We start from the raw sequence: 13527 nt of genomic DNA, 5'->3' as shown, positions 1-13527 counted from the left end.
TCCGCCATGGGGTAACTGGTAGCCCGCGGGCCTTTGAAGCCCTGTAGTGCTGGTTCGAATCCAGCTGGCGGAGCTGCTCGGTTCGGGCCCTGGCAGCACTGTCAGGGCCCACTCTCATGTCCCCCGCGAAACGCCCCGGTATCCTGCGGTTGTCCCCACCCGTCCAAAGCCGAAGGGCAACCCCGTGAGCGCCATTCGCCCGGCAGCCGTCGTCGTTCTCGCAGCGGGTGAGGGCACCCGTATGAAATCGGCCACACCCAAGGTCCTCCACGAACTCTGCGGACGCAGCCTGGTGGGCCATGTGCTCGCCGCCGCACGTGAGTTGGACCCCGAGAACCTCGTCGTCGTGGTCGGGCACGCGCGCGAGAAGGTCGGCGCGCATCTCGCCGAGATCGACCCGGCCGTGCGCACCACCGTGCAGGCGGAGCAGAACGGCACCGGTCACGCCGTACGGATCGCGCTGGACGAACTCGGCGGCGGCGTCGACGGAACCGTCGTCGTCGTGTGCGGCGACACCCCGCTGCTGACCGGCGGGACGCTGCGGGCGCTGTCGGCGACCCACTCCGCCGAGGGCAACGCCGTCACCGTGCTGAGCGCCGAGGTTCCCGACGCCACCGGTTACGGCCGCATCGTGCGGGACGAGGACACCGGTGCCGTCACCGAGATCGTCGAGCACAAGGACGCCACCGAGGCGCAGCGCTCCATCCGTGAGATCAACTCCGGTGTCTTCGCCTTCGACGGGCAGTTGCTCGCCGATGCCCTCAAGAAGGTGCGGACGGACAACAGTCAGGGTGAGGAGTACCTCACCGACGTCCTCGGCATCCTGCGGGAGGCCGGGCACCGTGTCGGCGCGTCGGTCGCCGGCGACCACCGTGAGATCGCCGGGATCAACAACCGGGTGCAGCTGAGCGAGGCCCGGCGGATCCTGAACGACCGGCTGCTCACGCGCGCCATGCTCGACGGGGTCACGGTCGTCGATCCGGCGACCACGTGGGTCGACGTCGGTGTCACCTTCGAGCAGGACGCGGTCGTCCACCCGGGGACGCAGCTGCACGGTGCGACGCATCTGGGTGAGGGTGCGGAGGTCGGCCCCAACTGCCGTCTGAAGGACACCCGGGTGGAGGCGGGCGCGCGGGTGGACAACACGGTGGCCGACGGCGCGGTGGTGGGTGCGGAGGCGACGGTGGGTCCGTACGCCTATCTGCGGCCCGGCACGCGGCTCGGTGCGAAGTCCAAGGTGGGTACGTACGTCGAGACGAAGAACGCGGCGATCGGCGAGGGGACGAAGGTTCCGCATCTGTCCTACGTCGGTGACGCGACGATCGGTGAGTACACCAACATCGGTGCCGCCAGTGTGTTCGTGAACTACGACGGGCAGGAGAAGCACCACACCACGGTGGGGTCGCACTGCCGTACGGGTTCGGACAACATGTTTGTGGCTCCTGTCACGGTCGGGGACGGCTCGTACACCGCCGCCGGGTCCGTGATCACGAAGGACGTGCCGCCCGGTTCGCTGGCCGTGGCCCGTGGTCAGCAGCGGAATATCGAGGGCTGGGTGGCTCGTAAGCGCCCGGGGAGCGCCGCGGCGAAGGCCGCCGAGGCGGCCGCCCGGCAGGACGAGGGCGAAGACTGACCGGATTCGGGTGCGTCAAACACGGCGTACCGTGATATCTGCACACACCCGTACCGCCACCAGCTGAGACACCTCGCATCGCCTCCAGCTGAAGACCTCTGAGGAGACAGTGCTGTGACCGGGATCAAGACGACCGGCGAGAAGAAGATGATGTTCTTCTCCGGCCGCGCCCACCCCGAGCTTGCCGAGGAGGTCGCCCAGCAGCTGGGTGTCGGGGTCGTCCCGACGAAGGCCTTCGACTTCGCCAACGGTGAGATCTATGTGCGGTATCAGGAGTCGGCGCGTGGCGCGGACTGCTTCCTGATCCAGAGCCACACCGCTCCGATCAACAAGTGGATCATGGAGCAGCTGATCATGATCGACGCGCTGAAGCGTGCGTCGGCCCGCTCCATCACGGTCATCGTGCCGTTCTACGGTTACGCGCGGCAGGACAAGAAGCACCGTGGCCGTGAACCGATCTCGGCGCGTCTGGTCGCGGACCTGATGAAGTGCGCGGGCGCGGACCGGATCCTGACGGTGGATCTGCACACCGACCAGATCCAGGGCTTCTTCGACGGTCCGGTGGACCATCTCTTCGCGCTGCCGCTGCTCGCGGACTACGTGGGGGCGAAGGTGGACCGGGACAAGCTGACGGTGGTCTCGCCGGACGCGGGCCGGGTGCGGGTCGCGGACCGCTGGTGCGACCGTCTGGGCGCGCCGCTGGCGATCGTGCACAAGCGCCGGGACAAGGACGTCGCCAACCAGGTCACCGTGCACGAGGTGGTCGGTGAGGTGGAGGGCCGGGTGTGTGTCCTGGTCGACGACATGATCGACACGGGCGGCACGATCTGTGCGGCGGCGGACGCGTTGTTCGCGCATGGTGCGGAGGATGTCATCGTGACGGCGACGCACGGTGTGCTGTCGGGGCCGGCGGCGGACCGGCTGAAGAATTCGAAGGTGAGCGAGTTCGTGTTCACGAACACGCTGCCGACGCCGAGCGAGCTGGAGCTGGACAAGATCACGGTGCTGTCGATCGCGCCGACGATCGCGAGCGCGGTGCGCGAGGTGTTCGAGGACGGTTCGGTGACGAGCCTGTTCGACGAGCAGTAGAAGCGCGGTGCAGTAAGGGTTCTGCACAGCCGGTGGAGATCCTTTTGGGTGCGGCCTCCCTGTCCGAGTAGACTGCTGCAGTTGCTCGGCGAGGGAGGCCGTTCTCGTTCTGGCGAGGTACGGCGATCCGTTATCGACGCGCTCTTCGTAGCAGGCCGTTCGTGGCCGGGTGACCACGTTTGTTCCTGTTTTCCACGAGGAGTGATCATGTCCGAGGTGAAGCTCGCCGCCGAGACGCGTACCGAGTTCGGCAAGGGTGCCGCCCGCCGCATCCGCCGTGCCGACAAGGTTCCCGGTGTGCTCTACGGCCACGGTTCCGACCCGCTGCACCTGACCCTCCCGGGCCACGACCTGCTGCTGGCGCTGCGTACGCCGAACGTCCTGATCTCCCTGGACATCGACGGCAAGACCAACGAGCTGGCGATCCCGAAGTCCGTGCAGCGTGACCCGATCAAGGGCTTCCTGGAGCACGTCGACCTGCTGCTGGTCAAGCGCGGCGAGAAGGTCACGGTCGAGATCCCGGTGCACACCGAGGGCGAGCTGGCCCCGGGCGGCTACCTGCTGGAGCACGTCCTGAACGCGCTGCCGGTCGAGGCCGAGGCCACGCACATCCCCGAGTCCGTGTCCGTCTCGATCGAGGGCCTGGAGGCCGGTGCCTCCGTCCACGCCAAGGACATCGCCCTGCCGTCCGGCGTGACGCTGGCCGTCGAGGAGGACGCCGTCGTCCTGCAGGTCCTGTCCGCGCAGGCCGAGGAGGCCGCGGAGGGCGAGGAAGGCGCGGAGTCCGACGAGGCCGTCGCCGAGGCCTGATCCTCACCCGTTTCATCGTCGGTCAGCCGCTGTCCCGGTCGTTCACGGCCGGGACAGCGGCTGGCGCGTATCAAGGAGACATGGACGTGAGCACCCCCGTGGGCGGCCCCTGGCTGGTCGTCGGTCTGGGCAATCCCGGGCCCGAGTACGCCGGCAACCGGCACAACGTCGGGTTCCTGGTGGCCGATCTGCTGGCCGAGCGGATCGGGGGGAGGTTCAAGCGGGCGGGCAGGGCGCAGGCGCAGGTGGTCGAGGGCCGGATCGGGCCGCCCGGGCCGGCGAACCGGCGGGTGGTCCTCGCCAAGCCGATGTCGTACATGAACCTGTCGGGCGGGCCGGTGAACGCGCTGCGGGAGTTCTACAAGGTCCCGGTGGCGAACATCGTGGCGGTCCACGACGAGCTGGACATCGATTTCGGCGCGCTGCGGCTGAAGCTGGGCGGCGGGGACAACGGGCACAACGGCCTGAAGTCGATGACGAAGGCGATGGGCGCCGACTACCACCGGGTGCGGTTCGGGATCGGGCGTCCGCCGGGGCGGATGCCGGTGGCGGACTTCGTGCTGAAGGATTTCTCCTCGGCGGAGCGCAAGGAGCTGGACTACTTCGTGGACCGGGCGGCGGACGCCGTGGAGTGTCTGGTCATCGAGGGGCTGGAGCGGGCGCAAAGCACGTACAACTCCTGACTTGTCACCCACCGGAGTTGACCGTTCGCAGGGGCATGGCCAATGATCCCGGCCATGCCCGCCAGCACCAGGTCCTCCCGTCAGGTCTCCCGCCAGGCATCGGTCTCCGCCCTGCGGTTCGGGCGGATCGCGGCGATGGGGGCGGTCGCGGCGCTGATCCTGATCGCGGGTGTGTGGGCGTCGTGGCGGACCGCTCCGTACGTGATGCTCACCAAGGGGCGGGAGCGGGGCACGATCGAGGTGACGCGGTGTGGTCAGGACACCTGCACCGGCCCCTTCACGCCCGCCTCGGCGGGTTCGCCCGGACCGGACCGGGTCGTCATCGGGAAGTCGGTCGCGGTGCGCAAGGGGCGGACGTACGCGGTGGTGGTGAAGCCGGGCGGTGACGAGGTGCTCCGCTCGGGTCCGGCCGGGATTCTGTACGCGTGGGTGCCGATGGGCGGGGCGCTGCTGCTCGCGTCGGTGGTCGTGGCGGGCGGGCTGCGGCGGACGCGGGTGGCGTGGGTGCTGGCGGGCCTGGGGGTCGCGCTGCTCACGGCGGCGTTCGTCACCGTCTGACGGTTTTCTCTGTTCTCCATGTATGTGGAGGATGCGACCGTTGTCCGTTCGTGATTGACCTTGGGTCAGTCGTCGCAGGATGCTGAGCCGCCCCCTCCACATCTTCCCGTCCGCAACTCGAAGATGGAACTGCCCCATGCGTACCCTCATCCGCGCCGGCGCACTGTCCGCCGTCGCCGCGGCCGCGCTGTTCTGCGCCCCGGTCGCCGCTCACGCCACCGCCCCCGGTGACAACGGGACGGTGAAGATCCACGACGCGAAGACCGGCGACGAACTGCGGCGCAACGAGCCGCACGTCTGCACGTTCTACCTGGACGCCTTCGGCTTCGACGGGGTCCAGCAGGTCGACTGGCACATCGAGGCCTGGGCCCCGACCGCGCACAGCAAGGGCGAGACGGTGAAGACCGGCGCCATCACCCTCGACACCGAGGGCGACGGCCGCACGGAGGACCTGTCGCTGCCCGACGGCCATTACAAGCTGTTCTGGAACTTCGACGGTGAGAAGGGCGCCGCCAAGCACAAGGTGTTCTGGACGGACTGCGAGGACTCGCAGGGCGGTGGCGGCACGACGCCCACGGCGTCCGCGTCCGCCTCCACGCCGGGCTCCGAGTCCTCCTCGCCGGCCGCGGAGACCTCCTCCCCCGCGGCCTCCCCGAGCGAGTCGGCCGGCGGGGCGCCCGCCGCGTCCGCCTCGCCGTCCGCCCAGGGCGGCAGCGGCTCCGGCAACCTCGCCGAGACGGGCAACGGCGCCCCGGTGGGCCTGCTCTCCGGTCTGGCGGCCGCGCTGGTGGCGGGCGGCGGCTACCTGGTGGCGCGCCGGCGCCGGGCCTGACCTGACCGGTCAGCACCGGAGAAAAGGGGTGCCCCCGAGCTCCGTACGGAACTCGGGGGCACTCTGGTGCGTGCGGGGGTCAGCCGGTGTTGCGCAGGCCCGCCGCCACGCCGTTGACCGTCAGGAGCAGGGCGCGGGAGAGCAGCGGGTCGGGCTCCTCACCGGCGGCCGCGGCGTCGCGCTGGCGCTTGAGGAGCGTCACCTGGAGGTAGGAGATCGGGTCCAGGTAGGCGTCGCGGATGCCGAAGGTCTGCTTCAGCACCGGCTGCGCGTCGAGCAGTTCGTCCTCCCCGGTCACCCGCAGCACCTCGCGCACGGTCAGCTCGTGCTCGGCCTTGATGGTGTCGAAGACGTGCTTGAGTTCGTCCGGCACGAGGGTGTCGACGTAGTGTGCGGCGATCCGCAGGTCGGTCTTGGCGAGCGTCATCTCGACGTTGGAGATGAAGTTGCGGAAGAAGTGCCACTGTTCGTGCATCTCGTCGAGGACGGTGTCCAGGCCGGCCTCGCGCAGCGCCTTCAGGCCGGAGCCGACGCCGAACCAGCCGGGCACGATCTGCCGGGACTGGGTCCAGCCGAACACCCACGGGATGGCGCGCAGTCCGTCCAGCGAGACGCCCGAGCCGGGGCGGCGGGAGGGCCGCGAGCCCAGGTGCAGGTCGGCGAGCTGGTCGACCGGCGTGGAGACGAGGAAGTACGTCGGCAGGTCGGGGTCCTCGACGAGTCTGCGGTAGGCGGCGTGGGCGGCGTCGGAGACGACGTCCATGGCGGCGTCCCAGCGGGCGAGGGACTCGACGGACTGGCGCGGGGCGGTGTGCAGCGCGGAGGCCTGCAGGGTCGCCGCGACCGTCAGCTCAAGGTTCTCCCTGGCCAGGGACGGCACGAGGTACTTGTCGGAGATGACCTCGCCCTGCTCGGTGACCTTGATCTCGCCCTCCAGGGTGCCCCAGGGCTGGGCGAGGATCGCGTCGTGGGAGGGGCCGCCGCCGCGGCCGACGGTGCCGCCGCGGCCGTGGAAGAGGCGCAGCCGGACGCCGTAGCGGTGCGCGACGTCACGCAGCCGGCGCTGCGCCCGGTGGATCTCCCACTGGCTGGTGGTGATGCCGCCGAACTTGGAGGAGTCGGAGTAGCCGAGCATGACCTCCTGGACGTCGCCCCTCAGCGCGACGAGGCGCCGGTAGGACGGGTCGGAGAGCATGTCCTCCAGAATCGTGTCGGCGGCCTTGAGCTCGTCGGTGGTCTCCAGCAGCGGCACGATGCCGATCCTCGCCCAGCCGGCGTGCAGGTCGAGCAGGCCCGCCTCGCGGGCGAGGACGGCCGCGGCGAAGACGTCGTCGGCGCCCTGGCACATGGAGATGATGTAGGACTCCACGACCTCGGGCCCGAAGACCTCCAGGGCCCGCTTCACGGTCTGGAAGACGCCGAGGGTCTTCTCGCCGGGCGCGTCCACGGGCGCCGGGGTGGGCGCGAGCGGCCTGCGGGAGCGCAGCTCCTTGGCGAGGAGCTTGGCCCGGTACTCGCGGGGCATGTCGGCGTAGCGCCAGGACTCCTCGCCGAGGCGGTCGAAGAGCTGGCCGAGGGCGTGGTGGTGGGCGTCCGCGTGCTCGCGTACGTCCATGGTGGCGAGCTGGAGGCCGAAGGCGGCCAGGGTGCGGATGGTGCGGTTCATCCGGCCGTCGGCGAAGAGCCCGCCCCGGTGCTCGCGCAGGGAGCTCTGGATCAGGGTGAGGTCCTGGAGCAGCTCGCTCGTGCCGAGGTAGTCGCGGCCGGCCTGGTGCGGGGTGCCGTTGGCCAGGCGCTGCTTGGTGTTCTCCAGCTTCTGCCGGATGCAGGTGGCCTTGAGCCGGTAGGGCTCCTCGGCGTTCAGGCGCTTGTAGCGGGGGCTGATCTCGGGCAGCCGGTCGAGGTCGGCCTGGAGGGAGTCCAGGAGTTCCTGGGTGGCGCCCGTGTAGCGGATGGAGTTCGACAGGAAGTGCCGGAGCTCGTCGATCTGGTCCAGGGCGTCGTTGATGCCGTGCTCGTGCTGGAGGATCAGCACGTCCCAGGTGACCTGGGGGGTGACGTTCGGGTTGCCGTCGCGGTCGCCGCCGATCCAGGTGCCGAAGGTCAGCGGGCGGGTGGCGTCGGGGAGCCGGACGCCGACGCGCTCCAGCTCGGCGGTCAGGTCCTCCAGCACGTCGCCGACGGCGCCGGCGTGCAGCTCGTCGAGGTAGTAGATGGCGTTACGGGCCTCGTCGGCGGGCTCGGGGCGCACGACGCGCAGTTCGTCGGTCTGCCAGACGAGGTCGATGTTCTCGGCCAGCCGGGTGTCGTGGCGGCGGCGGTCGGCCTCGATGACCGGGGTCTCCAGGAGCGCGGCGATGCGCCGGAGCTTGTTGAGGACCGAGCGGCGCGCGGCCTCGGTGGGGTGCGCCGTGAAGACGGGCCGGACGTTGAGGTGCCGGACGGTCTGGCGCAGGTGCTCCGGGTCGGCGTCCTTGAGCCGGTCGGCGGTGCGGGCGAGCAGACCGCCCTCGGCGGCGCGGCGCTCGCGCAGCTCGCGGCCACGGTGCACCTGCTCGGTGACGTTGGCCAGGTGGAAGTAGGTGGAGAAGGCGCGGACCAGCTTGGCCGCGGTCTGCAGTTCGGTGCCGCGCAGCAGCTCGGCGGCGGCCTCTCCGTCCTCGCGGGTGAGGCGGCGGACCTTCTCGACCAGGTCGAGGAGTTCGGGACCCTCCTGCCGGACGAGGGTCTCGCCGAGGAGGTCGCCGAGCCGGCGGATGTCGGCGCGCAGCTCGCTGGTCGTCGTGGTCTGGTCGTCGGCACTGCTCACAGGTGCGGCTCCTTGCAGTGTTGAAGCTCGTCCAGGGGGGAACCCGGCGCCAGGGGGCCGCGCGGCCATCGCCGCATACGGTCCTGACATCCGGGAAGGAATCTGAGCGGACCGCGCTGTCCGACCGACTCCAAGGATAGGTGTCCACGCGGACGCGCAGTATTGCGGGCTCGGCCGCCGGGCGACTCGCTGACATACTTACGACGCCGTAGGTTACGGAACCGTAGGAACCGTTGTAACGGAACCTGGGCACGGTTCCCGCAGCCGAACCGGCACCTGCCTCAACCATCGACCCCACAGGGGACGCCCATGACCACGAGCTCCGATGTGATCGACGACGCCCCGAAGGCGACCGACACCCTCCCATCATCCGCCACGCTGGGCGGCGAGAAGAAGCGGTCGATCGAGCAGATCGCGCTGCTGCTGTTCATCGTCGTCCCGTTCCTGGCACTCGTCGCCGCGGTACCGCTGGCCTGGGGCTGGGGTGTGAGCTGGCTGGATCTGGGCCTGCTGGTCCTCTTCTACTACATCGGCTGCCACGGCATCACGATCGGCTTCCACCGCTACTTCACCCATGGCTCGTTCAAGGCGAAGCGGCCGCTGCGGATCGCGCTGGCGATCGCGGGCTCGCTGGCCGTGGAGGGCCCGATCGTGCGCTGGGTGGCCGACCACCGCAAGCACCACAAGTTCTCCGACGCCGAGGGCGACCCGCACTCCCCGTGGCGTTTCGGCGAGACCCTCCCGGCCCTGACGAAGGGCCTGTGGTGGGCGCACATCGGCTGGATGTTCGACGAGGAGCAGACGCCGCAGGAGAAGTACGCCCCGGACCTGATCAAGGACCCGGCGATCCGCGCGATCTCCCGGCAGTTCGTCTACTGGACGATCCTCTCGCTCGCCCTGCCCGCCCTGATCGGCGGTCTGGCCACCTGGTCCTGGTGGGGCGCGTTCACCGCGTTCTTCTGGGGTTCGCTCGTCCGGGTGGCTCTGCTGCACCACGTGACCTGGTCGATCAACTCGATCTGCCACGCGGTCGGCAAGCGCCCCTTCAAGTCGCGGGACCGCTCGGGCAACGTGTGGTGGCTGGCCGTGCTCTCCTGCGGCGAGTCCTGGCACAACCTGCACCACGCCGATCCGACCTCCGCACGGCACGGGGTGGAGCGCGGCCAGCTGGACTCCTCGGCGCGCATCATCCGCTGGTGCGAGCAGTTGGGCTGGGCGTACGACGTGCGCTGGCCGTCACGCTCGCGTATCGATTCGCGCCGTAACACCGGCGAAGGAGGCTCCGGGCGCCGGAAGGAGACCGCCGAGGCGGCATGATTGACGCCGTGGCGACCGATCCCAGCAGCACCCCGAGCAATGAGAAGCCGCGGCGGGCGCGCCGCACCCGGATGACGGGGGCGGAGCGCCGTCAGCAGCTCCTGGAGATCGGCCGCACCCTGTTCGCCGCCAAGGGCTTCGAGGGCACGTCGGTGGAGGAGATCGCGGCGAAGGCCGGCGTCTCCAAGCCGGTGGTCTACGAGCACTTCGGCGGCAAGGAAGGGCTGTACGCGGTGGTGGTGGACCGCGAGATGCGGCGCCTGCTGGACATGGTGACCGGCTCGCTGACGGCCGGCCATCCCCGTGAGCTGTGCGAGCAGGCGGCCTTCGCGCTCCTGGACTACATCGAGGAGTACACGGACGGCTTCCGCATCCTGGTGCGTGACTCGCCCATCCCGCAGTCGACCGGTTCCTTCGCCTCGCTGATCTCGGACATCGCGACCCAGGTGGAGGACATCCTGGGCCGGGAGTTCAAGAGCCGCGGCTTCGACCCCAAGCTGGCCCCGCTGTACGCGCAGGCGCTGGTCGGCATGGTCGCGCTGACCGGCCAGTGGTGGCTGGACGTCCGCCGCCCGAAGAAGGCCGAGGTCGCCGCGCATCTGGTGAACCTGGCGTGGCACGGCCTGGACGGGCTGGAGGCGAAGCCGCACCTGATAGGGCGCCGGAAGCACTGACTCCGGCGCCCTGTACGGTGACACGCTCGGCGTCCGGCTCAGTGCTTGAAGGTGTCCTTGCCCTTCTCCTTGGCCTGGCGTGCGTCGCCCTTCATCTGGTCGGCCTTGCCCTCGGCGGTCATCCGCTCGTTGCCGGCCATCCGGCCCATCGCCTCCTTGGCCTTGCCCTTCATCTGTTCCTTCTTGGCCCTGGCCTTCTCTTCGTTCGCCACGCCACTCACTCCCCGTGAGGTTCGACGTCGGTCGGTCGTCCCACCGGGTTGCCCGCCCACCGCCACTCAAACAGCGGTCAGCGGCTCCAGGAACTCCAGCCGGTTGCCCACGGGGTCGCTGGAGTAGAACCGCCGGTGGCCGGGCAGGTTCTCGTCCCACTCCACCTGCGCCCCGTGCGCCCTCAGCCGGGCGCCGTAGCGCTCGATGCCGGTGACGCGCAGCCCCGGGTGGGCCTTCTTCGCGGGCCGGAAGCCCTCCTCGGTCCCGAGGTGCAGCTGGACGGTCCCCGCCTGGAACCAGCACCCTCCGCGCGCGGCGAGCACATGCGGCTTGGGGATCTCGGTCATCCCGAGGACATCGACGTAGTACGCCCGCAGCCGGTCCTCGGAGCCGGGCGGCGCGGCCAGCTGGACATGGTCGACAGCGGTGATCACTGGGCTACGCCTCCTTGCGGGCGACGGCGAAGATGCGGCGGAAGGGGAACGGCGTGCCGTGCTCGCCGGCCGGATAGGCCTCGCGCAGCGCCGCCCGGTAGGCGCCGAGGAACTCCTCCCGGGCCGCCGGGTCGCCGGCGAGGGCGGTGAGCACGGGCCGCAGCCCGGTTCCCTTCACCCAGTCCAGCACGGGGTCCTCGCCGGTCAGGAGATGCACGTAGGTCGTCTCCCACACGTCCGCCGTGCAGCCGAGCGCGGTCAGGCGCCGCAGGTAGGTCTCCGGCGCGAGGACGGCGTCGCCGTGGCGCAGCAGGCCGCCGAGGCGGTCCTTCCAGCGCGCGGACTCGGCGAGTTCACGCATCAGCCGGTGGCTGGGGGCGTCGAAGTTGCCGGGCACCTGGAAGGCGAAGGTGCCGCCCGGCGCCAGGCCCGCGACCCACTCCCCGAACCGCTTGGCGTGCCCGGGGACCCACTGCAGGGTGGCGTTGCTGACGATGAGGTCGCAGGGCTGCCGGGGCGTCCAGGTGCGTGCGTCGGCGGCGGCGAAGTCGAGGCGGCCGCCGCCGGGGGTGGGTCCGGCGCGCTCGGCGTCGGCCCTGTCCAGCATCTCGGGCGAGTTGTCGTATCCGGTGATGTGCGCGGCGGGCCAGCGCTCGGCGAGCAGCACGGTGACGTTGCCGGGGCCGCAGCCGAGGTCGGCGATGCGGGGCGGGTCGCCGGGCAGGTCCGGGACGCGGGCGAGGAGGTCGGCGAAGGGGCGGGCGCGGTGGCCGGCGTGACGCAGGTACTGGGCGGGGTCCCAGGTGGGAGCGGCGGGCATGGGCGGCCTCCTCGGCGTACTGGACGGGTACCCAGCCTCGCCCGGCAATTACCTTGATGTCAAGAGACTTGATGTCAAGAGACTTCATGTCGACACAACCACTACACTGATCGCCATGGAGGACGAGGTCGATCGGCTGGTCGCAGCGTGGCGCCGGGAGCGCCCGGACCTCGATGTGGAACCGCTCGAGGTCCTCAGCCGGGTGAGCAGACTGGCCCGGCACCTGGACCGGGCACGCCGGCTGGCCTTCGCCGAGCACAGCCTGGAGCCCTGGGAGTTCGACGTGCTGACGGCGCTCAGACGCGCGGGCACGCCGTACCAGCTCTCGCCGGGGCAGCTGCTGACGCAGACCCTGGTGACCTCGGGCACGATGACCAACCGCATCGACCGCCTGGCGAAGAAGAGCCTGGTCGAGCGGTTGCCGGACCCGAGCGACCGGCGCGGGGTCCTGGTGCGGCTGACGGACGAGGGCCGGGACAGGGCGGATCAGGCCCTGGCCGGCCTGCTCGACCAGGAGCGGGCGATCCTCGCCGAGCTCTCGCGGGCCCAGCGGGGCGAACTGGCCGGTCTGCTGCGCCAGCTCACCGCCCCGTTCGACAACATCCCCGGCTGAGCGCCGGCCCGGGGCCAGGGCCGGCGGCGGTGATCAGGCGCTGCTGCTCTCCTCGGGCATGATCCGCCCGGCGGGTCCCAGGTCGACGGGGCCGACGCCGGCCCGGCGGGCGAGCGCGACGGCGGCGAGGGTCGAGTGGACCCCCAGCTTCCCGAGGACGTTCTGCATGTGCGTGCGCACGGTGTGGGGCGAGAGGAACAGCCGCTCGGCGACGGCCTTCCTGCCGAGTCCCGCGACCATGCAGCGCAGCACCTCGCGCTCTCGCGGGGTGAGCGACTCCACCAGCCGCTCGCTCTCGGTGCGGTGCTTGCGGGCGGCGGTCAGCTCCCGCAGGACACCGGTGAGCAGGGCGGGCGGCAGATGCGTCTCGTCGCGCAGCACGCCCCGGATGACGTTGAGCAGCCGCGACAGCGAGCAGTCCTTGGCCACCCAGCCGGAGGCCCCGGCCTGCAGGGCCAGGGCGGCACGGCGCGGATCGTCCTTCTCGGCCAGCACGACGATGCGGACACCCTGCTGCGCGGCGCGCACGCCGGCCACCAGCGAGATCCCGTCGACGAGTCCGTCCTCGTCGTTGTCCTGCACGGGTACGGCCGGCCGGATGCCCGGCACGTTGCCGCCCAGGTCGGAGTCGACGAGCAGGACGTCGAACCGGCGTCCCTCGGCCGCCGCGCGCTCCAGGCTGCGCAGGGCGGCGGGACCACTTCCGGCCGCGGACACGTCGACGTCGGGCTCGGCCGCAAGGGCCGCCGCGAGCGACTCGGCGAAGATGCGATGGTCGTCCACGACCAGGACTCGGATGCGAACCACGAAACCCCCTTCCCCAAGCTCTCGAAGAGCAGGGGATACCCCATCGGCGGGAGACCACGCGGGCGCAGGTACGGCGCCCGAAGTGATCCCAGGCCGTCTGCGACCGCCTGGGACCGGATCGGCACACCGCACGGCCGCCGCCGTGCGGAATCTGCTACCCCCACTTCGGGCGTCGTACCCGACTGTCTCGCCCCCTGATCGGCACCGGCCCCCACCGGTGCTGTTCATCAGGGTA

At 70.6% G+C, this 13527-nt stretch carries 14 protein-coding genes and 1 tRNA gene; 10 read left to right on the top strand and 5 right to left on the bottom strand.

The genetic code is table 11. From position 1 onward, the window contains the following. The 7 genes from ACIRPX_RS08185 to ACIRPX_RS08155 all read left to right on the top strand — a co-directional run bounded on the left by ACIRPX_RS08185 (position 1) and on the right by ACIRPX_RS08155 (position 5605). Positions 1 to 73 (top strand) — tRNA-Gln (locus tag ACIRPX_RS08185). Positions 74 to 184: 111 nt separating this feature from the next. Continuing rightward, positions 185 to 1633 carry a bifunctional UDP-N-acetylglucosamine diphosphorylase/glucosamine-1-phosphate N-acetyltransferase GlmU gene (glmU, locus tag ACIRPX_RS08180; RefSeq protein WP_404189966.1) on the top strand — a complete coding sequence of 483 codons (1449 nt, stop codon included), beginning with the start codon at positions 185 to 187 and terminating at the stop codon, positions 1631 to 1633. Between the two features lie 114 nt (positions 1634 to 1747). Beyond that, positions 1748 to 2722, top strand: coding sequence for a ribose-phosphate diphosphokinase (locus ACIRPX_RS08175; RefSeq protein WP_404189963.1), 975 nt, complete (start codon positions 1748 to 1750; stop codon positions 2720 to 2722). A gap of 207 nt (positions 2723 to 2929) precedes the next feature. Then, a complete protein-coding gene (locus ACIRPX_RS08170) occupies positions 2930 to 3532 on the top strand; it encodes a 50S ribosomal protein L25/general stress protein Ctc (protein ID WP_404189960.1) in 603 nt (200 codons plus the stop codon). A gap of 80 nt (positions 3533 to 3612) precedes the next feature. After that, positions 3613 to 4215: an aminoacyl-tRNA hydrolase gene (gene pth / locus ACIRPX_RS08165; RefSeq protein ID WP_404189958.1), complete on the top strand. Its 603-nt coding sequence runs from the start codon at positions 3613 to 3615 to the stop codon at positions 4213 to 4215. Between the two features lie 42 nt (positions 4216 to 4257). Further along, positions 4258 to 4773, top strand: a complete 516-nt coding sequence (locus ACIRPX_RS08160; RefSeq protein WP_404189955.1) for a hypothetical protein — start codon at positions 4258 to 4260, stop codon at positions 4771 to 4773. A 136-nt stretch (positions 4774 to 4909) separates the two neighbouring features. After that, positions 4910 to 5605 carry an LPXTG cell wall anchor domain-containing protein gene (locus ACIRPX_RS08155; RefSeq protein WP_404189952.1) on the top strand — a complete coding sequence of 232 codons (696 nt, stop codon included), beginning with the start codon at positions 4910 to 4912 and terminating at the stop codon, positions 5603 to 5605. Positions 5606 to 5684: 79 nt separating this feature from the next. Here the strand turns inward: ACIRPX_RS08155 and ppc are convergent, their stop codons facing one another. Beyond that, positions 5685 to 8414, bottom strand: coding sequence for a phosphoenolpyruvate carboxylase (gene ppc / locus ACIRPX_RS08150; RefSeq protein ID WP_404189949.1), 2730 nt, complete (start codon positions 8412 to 8414; stop codon positions 5685 to 5687). 309 nt (positions 8415 to 8723) lie between these two features. Here ppc and ACIRPX_RS08145 point away from each other — a divergent pair, with 309 nt between their 5' ends. Continuing rightward, positions 8724 to 9731, top strand: a complete 1008-nt coding sequence (locus ACIRPX_RS08145; RefSeq protein WP_404189947.1) for an acyl-CoA desaturase — start codon at positions 8724 to 8726, stop codon at positions 9729 to 9731. After that, on the top strand, positions 9728 to 10405 hold the full coding sequence (locus ACIRPX_RS08140; RefSeq protein ID WP_384263817.1) for a TetR family transcriptional regulator: 678 nt from the start codon (positions 9728 to 9730) through the stop codon (positions 10403 to 10405). The genes ACIRPX_RS08145 and ACIRPX_RS08140 overlap by 4 nt, the downstream gene beginning before the upstream one ends. A 38-nt stretch (positions 10406 to 10443) precedes the next feature. Here the strand turns inward: ACIRPX_RS08140 and ACIRPX_RS08135 are convergent, their stop codons facing one another. The 3 genes from ACIRPX_RS08135 to ACIRPX_RS08125 form a co-directional block, all read right to left on the bottom strand. After that, positions 10444 to 10617 carry a CsbD family protein gene (locus ACIRPX_RS08135; protein WP_404189945.1) on the bottom strand — a complete coding sequence of 58 codons (174 nt, stop codon included), beginning with the start codon at positions 10615 to 10617 and terminating at the stop codon, positions 10444 to 10446. A 66-nt stretch (positions 10618 to 10683) separates the two neighbouring features. Beyond that, a complete protein-coding gene (locus tag ACIRPX_RS08130) occupies positions 10684 to 11052 on the bottom strand; it encodes a VOC family protein (protein WP_404189942.1) in 369 nt (122 codons plus the stop codon). 4 nt (positions 11053 to 11056) lie between these two features. Then, complete coding sequence (locus ACIRPX_RS08125; RefSeq protein ID WP_404189940.1) at positions 11057 to 11872, bottom strand: trans-aconitate 2-methyltransferase; 816 nt, start codon at positions 11870 to 11872, stop codon at positions 11057 to 11059. 115 nt (positions 11873 to 11987) lie between these two features. Between ACIRPX_RS08125 and tamR the strand changes: the two genes are divergently transcribed. Then, positions 11988 to 12485: a MarR family transcriptional regulator TamR gene (gene tamR / locus ACIRPX_RS08120; RefSeq protein ID WP_404189937.1), complete on the top strand. Its 498-nt coding sequence runs from the start codon at positions 11988 to 11990 to the stop codon at positions 12483 to 12485. 33 nt (positions 12486 to 12518) lie between these two features. Here tamR and ACIRPX_RS08115 read toward each other — a convergent pair whose 3' ends face one another. Continuing rightward, positions 12519 to 13292, bottom strand: a complete 774-nt coding sequence (locus ACIRPX_RS08115; RefSeq protein WP_404189934.1) for a LuxR C-terminal-related transcriptional regulator — start codon at positions 13290 to 13292, stop codon at positions 12519 to 12521. Positions 13293 to 13527: the final 235 nt, after the last annotated feature.

The organism is Streptomyces sp. NPDC101225, from assembly GCF_044767585.1.
Classification (GTDB): domain Bacteria; phylum Actinomycetota; class Actinomycetes; order Streptomycetales; family Streptomycetaceae; genus Streptomyces.
The sequence above is the reverse complement of the archived record's forward strand: the minus strand, read 5'-3'. Positions and strand labels throughout refer to the sequence as shown.

What these genes read in the sequence shown, in the direction of transcription:
- ACIRPX_RS08160 (WP_404189955.1), top strand. Translation starts at nt 4,258, where the DNA reads ATGATCCCGGCCATGCCCGCCAGCACCAGGTCCTCCCGTCAGGTCTCC.
- ACIRPX_RS08145 (WP_404189947.1), top strand. Translation starts at nt 8,724, where the DNA reads ATGACCACGAGCTCCGATGTGATCGACGACGCCCCGAAGGCGACCGAC.
- ACIRPX_RS08140 (WP_384263817.1), top strand. Translation starts at nt 9,728, where the DNA reads ATGATTGACGCCGTGGCGACCGATCCCAGCAGCACCCCGAGCAATGAG.
- ACIRPX_RS08125 (WP_404189940.1), bottom strand. Translation starts at nt 11,872, where the DNA reads ATGCCCGCCGCTCCCACCTGGGACCCCGCCCAGTACCTGCGTCACGCC.
- ACIRPX_RS08155 (WP_404189952.1), top strand. Translation starts at nt 4,910, where the DNA reads ATGCGTACCCTCATCCGCGCCGGCGCACTGTCCGCCGTCGCCGCGGCC.
- tamR (WP_404189937.1), top strand. Translation starts at nt 11,988, where the DNA reads ATGGAGGACGAGGTCGATCGGCTGGTCGCAGCGTGGCGCCGGGAGCGC.
- ACIRPX_RS08170 (WP_404189960.1), top strand. Translation starts at nt 2,930, where the DNA reads ATGTCCGAGGTGAAGCTCGCCGCCGAGACGCGTACCGAGTTCGGCAAG.
- pth (WP_404189958.1), top strand. Translation starts at nt 3,613, where the DNA reads ATGGACGTGAGCACCCCCGTGGGCGGCCCCTGGCTGGTCGTCGGTCTG.